The organism is Streptomyces triticirhizae, assembly GCF_003696235.1.
Taxonomy (GTDB): domain Bacteria; phylum Actinomycetota; class Actinomycetes; order Streptomycetales; family Streptomycetaceae; genus Streptomyces; species Streptomyces triticirhizae.
Genome location: NZ_RFFJ01000249.1, coordinates 1 through 7,479 on the forward strand (window position 1 = coordinate 1; position 7,479 = coordinate 7,479).

Genomic DNA, 7,479 nt, shown 5'->3' on the forward strand with positions numbered 1-7,479 from the left:
GGCCGGCACCGCCAGGTCGGCGCGTCCCGCGGGGCCGGCCAGGCCGATCCGCACGAACTCGCCGGCGCCGCCGGCCGGGCGGGGCGCGGGGGCGGCGCCGGGGGCGTTCGGGGTGGCCTGCGTCGGCTGGGCGGCGCTCATCGGATGGTCTCGCTCATCGGGTGGTCCTGCTCGTCGGGTGGGGTCTCGCTCATCGGCTGGTGGGGGCCTGCCGGCCGGTCGCTTCGGGTGTCGGCGGCGTGGTCGGGCCGCCTGCGGACTCGAACGGGGAGTCGGCGCGGGCCAGTTGGACGGGGACGTTGCCGAGCCTGCGGTGCAGCAGCAGGCCACGGCCCTTGGCGCGGCGGGCCGACTTGACGCCCCAGATGGGCATCTCGTCCTTGGGCACGCTCAGCAGCACGGCGGGCGTGTTGAGTTCCTTGAGGCGGCCGAGCACGGGCTCGGTCACGGCGCGGGAGGCGCCGCCGGCCTGGCGGGTGATGTAGAGGTGCAGGCCGATGCCCCTGGCCTGTGGGAGGAAGTCGAGCAGCGCGCGGAGCGGGTTGCCGCGCGAGGTGGCGACCAGGTCGTAGTCGTCGACCAGCAGATAGATCTCGGGCCCGGTCCACCAGGACCGGTCGCGCAGCTGCTCGGGCGTCACGTCGGTGCCGGGCAGCCGCTTCTTCAGGCCCTCGGCGAGGCCGGTGACGACCTCCATGGAGCGCTCGTGGGTGGTGGAGTAGCCGAGCAGCGACGGCCCGTCGAACTCCCGCAGCATGGTCATCCGATGGTCCAGGACGATCAACTTGGCGCGTTCCGGGGGATAGTTGGCGATCACCTGGCGGCCAACGGCGCGCAGCAGCGAGGTCTTTCCGGTCTCGCTGTCGCCGATGGCGATCAGGCCGGCCTCCTCGCCCGGGGCGAAGACGACCTGTTCCAGGCGGTTGCCCTCCACGGCGACGGTGACGCCCGGGCCGCGCCCGGTGACCTCGTCGACGGGGAACGCGGTGGGCAGCAGCCGCACCGGGCGGGCCCGCGCGCCGGTCCAGGCGGCGTCGATCCGCCGCACCAGGTCGGCCACGCCCTCGGCGAGCCCGGAGTCGGAGCGGACCGCGTCCACCCGGGGCACCGCGATCAGGAAGTGTTCCTTCTCGCGGGTGATGCCGCGCCCGGGGCGGCCCTCGGGGACGGTGCGCTGGGCCTTGCGGTCCATCTCGGAGTCCAGCGCGTCGCCGAGCTTCAACTCGACCTTGGTGCCGACCAGATCGCGCAGCGCCATCCGCATGTCCAGCCAGCGGTTGCCGGTGACCACCAGGTGGACGCCGTAGGTGAGCATCCGGCCGGCGAGCGCCATCAGGGTGCCCTCCAGCTCCGGGTAGCTCTGCCGCAGCACGGCCCAGCCGTCGACCACCAGGAACACGTCCCCGTGGGGGTCGTCGGTGATCCGCCCGGCGGCGCGGGCCGCCCGGTAGGCGGCCATGGACTCCACGCCCAGCTCGCGGAAGCGCGTCTCCCTGGCCTCCATCACCTCCAGCACCTCGGCGACGGTCCGGTTCACCACCTCGGCGTCCAACCGCCCGGCCACGCCGCCCACATGGGGCAGCCCGGCCAGCGCGAAGAGCGTCCCGGAGAAGTCCAGGCAGTAGAACTGGACCTCCTCCGGCGTGTGGCGCAGCGCCAGCGCGGCGACCAGCGCGCGGACCGCCGTCGACTTGCCGCTGTGCGGCCCGCCGACGATCGCCACATGCCCGCCGGCCCCCGCCAGGTCCAGCTCCAGCGGGTCGCGCCGCTGGTGGAACGGCAGGTCCAGCACCCCGATCCGCGCGGTCAGCGGCGCGGAGCCGGCCGGGTCGGCGCCGAAGCCCCGCCCGGGCCGCTCGACCAACCCCCCGTAGAGCTGGTCGAGCGACTCCGGGCGGTCCAGGGGCTCCAGCCACACCTGGTGTGCCTGTGGGCCCTGGCCCGTGAGCTGCTCCACCATCACGCCGAGCACGGTGGCCCCCAGCTCCTCGGTCTCGTCGAACTCGTCGGCGGCCGGCTCCGGTTCGGGCTCGGGCGCGCGCTGCTCCGCCGGCACCGGCACCAGCCCGGCGGGGAACGGGCGGACGGTGGCCGCGCCCGTCAACGCGGCGGGCCCGCCCCCCTCGCCGGTGCGGTAGGGGCCGGAGACATAGGCGGCGCGGAACCGCCTGAGGTTCGCCGTGTCGGTCTTCAGATAGCCGTGGCCGGGCGCGGACGGCAGGTGGTTGGCGTCCGGCACGCCGATGGCGGTGCGGCTCTCCGCCTCGGAGAAGGTGCGCAGCCCGATCCGGTACGACAGGTGGGCCTCAAGCCCGCGCAGCCGCCCCTCGTCGAGGCGCTGCGAGGCCAGCAGCAGATGCAGCCCCAACGAGCGGCCCAGCCGGCCGATCTGCACGAAGAGGTCGGCGAAGTCCGGCTTCTGCGCCAGGAGTTCGGAGAACTCGTCCACCACGATGAACAGGCTGGGCAGCGGCGGCAGCGCGGCGCCGCGCTGCCTGGCCCGTTCGTAGTCCCGCACCGAGACCAGGTTCCCGGCGTCGCGCAGCACCTCCTGGCGGCGGTTCATCTCGCCCGAGAGGGCCTCCCGCATCCGGTCGACCAGCGTCAGGTCGTCCTCCAGGTTGGTGATCACCGCCGCCACATGGGGCAGCTCCGCCATCCCGGCGAACGTCGCGCCGCCCTTGAAGTCGACCAGCACCAGGTTGAGTTGCTCGGACGAGTGGGTGGTGGCCATGCCCAGCACCAGGGTGCGCAGCAGCTCGGACTTGCCGGAGCCGGTGGCGCCGACCAGCAGGCCGTGCGGGCCCATGCCGTTCTGCGCCGACTCCTTGATGTCCAGCTCCAGCAGCCCGCCGTCGGCGGCCACGCCCACCGGCACCTGGAGCCGGTCGCGCATCGGCCGGGGCCGCCACAGGGCGTCCAGGTCCAGATGGCCGGGGTCGTCGATGCCCAGCAGCGCGGGCAGCGTGTTGACGGCGGTGGTGAGGTCCTCGCCCTCGGCGCCCGACGTCGCGGCGTCCATCCGGAACCTGGCCACCCGCATGGCCAGCGCCTCCGCCTCCGCCGTGGACAGCGCGTCGGCGCGCCCGAGTTGGTCCCTGGTCTCGCCGGCGTCCACGTAGAGCGCGCCGTCGGACTCGATCGCCAGCGCCACGCCGTGCGCCTCGGCGAGCGCGCCCGCCCGGCCCGACAGGTCCAGCACCGTGACCGCCATCATCCCGTGCGGGTCCAGCAACGCCTCCGCGCCGGTGACCAGCCCGCCGTCCAACACCACCAGCAGATGCGGGAGTTCGGGATCGGGCTCGGCGTCGCGCTGGAAGCGGGTGCGGCGGGTCAGCTCCGCGCCCAGCCACTCCTCCAGCACCGCGAGGCTGGGGTGGACCATCCGCAGCGGGCCCACATGGTCCAGCTCCTCGGGGTGGTGGGCGTGCGGCAGCCACTTCACCCACGCCCACTCGGGCGCTTCCACGTTCCCGGTGCAGACCACCAGCCGCAGCTCGCGCGGGGAGTGGAAGGTGACGGCGTGCGCCAGCACCGCCCGGGCCAGGGCGCGGGCCCGCTCCGGCTCGGTCCCGCCGCCCAGCGACAGCGCGGCGAAGCGGCGCAGCGCCACCTGCACCGGCAGGTCGGGCACCACGGCGTGGGTGTCGACAAAGCGCTTCAACGCCACGGAGCAGAGCGGGTCGAGGTCCTCCACGGGCGCCGACTCGCCCGGCACCAGCGCGGTCGCCAGATAGCGCGGCCCGGTCCCGACCCGCACCACCCCGAAGTCCTCGTCCGCCGGCCGCCGTTCCCACAGCCGGCGGCTCTCGACCACGGTCCACAGGGTGTCGGGCGGCGGGGCGTCCCACAGCAGCGCGGCCCGCTGGGCGCGGGCGGTGCGCCGCACCTCGGCCCTGGTGCGCTCCAGATAGCGCAGGTACTGGCGGCGGTCCTCGCGGGCCTGGCTCTTGGCGGAGCCGCGCTGCCGCAGCACCGAGCCGACGACCATGGCCAGGCAGGAGACCAGGAACATGGTGCCGACGATGTAGCCGATCGGGCCCCGGCCCATCGTCAGCATGTACAGCACCGAGCCGAGGCCGCTGAGCGCCGGCAGCGCCGTCATCCAGACGTTGTTGTCCTCCGGCCTCGGCAGCTCGGGCGGCGCCTTGAGCACCACCTCCTGCCCCGGCACGGCCGGGGCCGCGGCGCGCGCCGGTCGGCGCGGCACGGTGGTGGGCGTGGTGGGGGTGGCGGGGGTGGTCAACGGGGCGTTCCTTCCGGGGCGTCGCACGGGGTTCGAGTCGCTCCTCCGCTAGTCAAGGGCGATCTCCGTCCGTTCCCCGGGGGTGAACTTGTAGTACTCCGGCCGCTTCTCCAGCTCGTCCGTCCGCCCGGTCTCGTAGGCGTCCAGGTAGTCGCCGGAGGCGTTGGTCAGGGCCTGGCCGGGGTCCCGGTCCTCCACGCGGTCGACCACCTGCCAGTCGTCGTCGCTCAGGGCGCCCCAGTCACCGCCGTACTGCGGGATGATCGCGGCCTCCTCCTCCTTGCCCCGCAGGCTCTCGTGGTCGGCGGCGCGGGCGGCGTCGTAGATGACGTGGTGCTCCAGGACGCCGCCGTTGACCATCTCGTCGTAGCGGCGGTACTCGTCGTAGGGCTGGGCCGTCGGGTCGGGCGGCTGGACGCCGGAGAGCAGTCCGACGCCCCGGGACGCGCCCTGGCCCAGGGTCTCGCCGACCTCGGCGTCGAGGGCGGCGCCGACGCCGGGAAGCTTGCCGGCCAGCTCGCTGGCGGCCATCTGCCAGGTGTCGTAGACGAACTGCTCCCGCGCGTCGTTGACCTCGTCACCGCGCCGCAGATACGCGATCTCCGCGTTGGTGAGCGCCCCGTTCAACTCGCCGAGGCTGCGCATCTCCGAGTCCAGGTTCCCCTCGTCACCCGAGAACGCGCGGTAGGCGGCGTCGCCCGTGTACTCAAGCACGTCGGCCTTGAAGCCGCTGACCTGGTCCGCCTCGCCGCTGAGCAGAACCTGGAAGAGGCCGTGCCGGTCGCTGTCGGAGATCGTGAAGCCGTCCCCGTCGAAGCTGCTGGGCCCGTCGGTGCCGGCGGTGGACATCTGCTCCAGGTACTCGGGGTGCCCGGCGATGTCCGCGATGGCGTTCTCCAGACCGTGCACGCGGGTCGGGTCGTCGCCGTTGGCGGTGTGCGGGAAGTAGGAGTCGGCCCGCTCCCCGACGTACTGGAGGACGTTGTAGCCCGCCTGGAGCTTGTCGTCCTCCCCCTCGCCGAAGGACTCGCCGTCGGAGGGCAGGGTGGCGACCCGCAGCAGGTTCTGCGCGGCGTCCTGGCCCTCGAACCCGCTCCAGTCCCTGACCACCCGGGAGACGTTGTCGGCGTCGGCGAGATAGGAGGCCGAGGCGCCGTCGTTGAGCGCCGCCGCGTTCAGCAGGCCCTCGGGGTGGAACTCGATGCCCGCGCCCGCCTCGTAGGCCGGGTAGCCGGAGGCGTTGGTGGTCGGCGTGTTCAGGGCGGTCGCCCGGTCCTGGACGGTGGCGGCGGCGTCGATCATCGCGTGCGTGAACTGCTCGCCGCCCTGCACGGTCGCCGCGCCCATCAGCGTGGAGAAGCCGTTGAACTCGTCGAAGTCCGCCTGCGTCTCCCACTCGCTGGGGTCCGCGTCCAGGAAGTGCTGGATGTTCTGCGGCAGCAGGTCCGCGTTCTCGTAGCCGCCGACCTCGGGGTCGGAGAGCATCTGGATGCCGTTGGCGACGGCCTGTTGGGCGGCGGCGATCGCGTCGCCGGGGGAGCCGTTCCGCACGTAGGCGTTGCCCACGTCGGGGCCGCCGGCGCCGGTGTCCATGGCGCCGAGGGTGGCCAGCGATGAGGGCTCCAGCTGGGAGAGGAAGCGGTCGAGGAACGAGATGTTCGCCGGGTCGGCGCCCTCGCGCACATTGCCGTGCTCGTCGTAGACGTCGTCCACCACGGAGCCCAGGGCGGCCGTGTAGATGGCGACCTCGGCGGGGTCGGGGTTCTCCTCGCTGAGGACCCGGTTCAGCTCCTCACCGTAGAACGTCGCCATCTCGTCGGTGTGCCACAGCCCCAGCGGGCCCTGCGAGGTGTCGTAGCCGGCGGCCTCCAACTCGGAGCCGTACTCGGCCAGATCGCGGCGGTAGGACTCGATGGCGTCCTTGATGTCCTGGTAGACGGCGGAGGCGGTCTCGGCCGTCAGCTCCAGGTAGTACTCGCGGATCGCCGGCGCGAGGTTGTCCGGGGCCACCCAGGAGTCGCCGGAGAGCACGCCCTCGTACTCGACGTCGTCGAAGACATAGATCGGCGGTTCCGGACCGAGCGCGTGGCCGGCGGGCAGGGTGCCGTTGGTGGCGTCCTGCGCCGCGTAGAACTCGTCGGCGTTGTCCCTGGCTATCGTCGCGCTGGCCACGTTCATCGTCAGGATGGTGTCCAGGCCCACGCCGCCGTCGCCGCCCTCGATCAGGGCGTCGACCTCGTCGGATGCCTCCAGCGCGCGGTTCATGGCGCGGACGAGGGTGCCGACCACCTCGTCCATGCCGGCGCCGTTGCCCTGGAGTCCCTCGGCGGTGATGTCGATCCGGTCGTCCTGGATCAGAGCCTCGCCGTTGACCTCGCCCGCCTCCTGGCCGGTGCGGGTGGCGTGTTCGGCCAGCTCGCCCGCCGAGCCCGCCTCGCCGGCGGCCTGGCCGTAGACGGCGGCGGTGTCCGCCATGTCGTCCACGTCGATCTCGTCCTTGAAGTCGTCCCGCCGGGTCCAGGGCCGGCCGTCGCTCTCCGCCTCGACGTCGTCCTTGTCGAAGCTCACATCACCGGACATGCGGGGCTGACTCCTGCTGTTCGTCGGATCGTTGGGGCCGGCCCTGGTGCGGCGGGCCGCCGGGGGAACGTCTCTTCGGACGTCGGACTTCGGACTTCAGACCGCGGACTTCAGACGCCGTCGGAGATGGACCGCGCCACCGGGGATGACGGGTCGTAGGAGGGGTTGGCCAGGCCGAGCGCCGCGTTGGCGTCGGCGTCCATCTCCTCGCCGCCGGCGGCCACCTGGTAGTCGGACTCGGCCATGTTCTCCCGTCCTTCGGCGGCCTGGTCGACCTCCCTGACCTGGCGGTCCCTGGTGCCGTTCAGCGAGCCGACGAAGGCGTCGGCCCCCGCGTAGGAGGCGCTGTTGGCGGTGGCCTGCCCGAGGTAGCGCCGGGATGACTCGGCGGCATCGGCCGTGTCGGCGCTGCCGCGACCGGACTCCCGGAAGCCGTCCGGCAGGTAGTACAGACCGTCGGTTGACATCTCCCGCTCCCTCACACTCGCTTCGAATCGGTCGTTCCCCCGCCGTCGTTCACTCGCCCAACACCCCTGGAACGGCGCGCCGTTGGCTCGTCCACACCGACGGGTCCTCGGCCAGGTCGTCGGGCCCGGCGCCCCGGCGGGGCTCCCCGGCGCGGCGCTGGCCGGCGCGCCCGGCGCCGGCCGGCG

Annotated in this window: 3 protein-coding genes; all 3 read right to left on the minus strand. The window is 73.3% G+C overall.

The window, feature by feature from the left end:
- Positions 1-190 precede the first annotated feature (190 nt).
- The 3 genes from eccCa to EBN88_RS27080 all read right to left on the minus strand — a co-directional run bounded on the left by eccCa (position 191) and on the right by EBN88_RS27080 (position 7,293).
- Positions 191-4,246 (minus strand): type VII secretion protein EccCa, encoded by a 4,056-nt coding sequence (eccCa, locus tag EBN88_RS27070; protein WP_122399677.1) that lies wholly within the window; start codon positions 4,244-4,246, stop codon positions 191-193.
- 48 nt (positions 4,247-4,294) lie between these two features.
- Positions 4,295-6,826, minus strand: coding sequence for a TPR repeat region-containing protein (locus tag EBN88_RS27075; RefSeq protein WP_122399678.1), 2,532 nt, complete (start codon positions 6,824-6,826; stop codon positions 4,295-4,297).
- A gap of 110 nt (positions 6,827-6,936) precedes the next feature.
- Positions 6,937-7,293, minus strand: a complete 357-nt coding sequence (locus tag EBN88_RS27080; protein ID WP_122399679.1) for a hypothetical protein — start codon at positions 7,291-7,293, stop codon at positions 6,937-6,939.
- Positions 7,294-7,479: the final 186 nt, after the last annotated feature.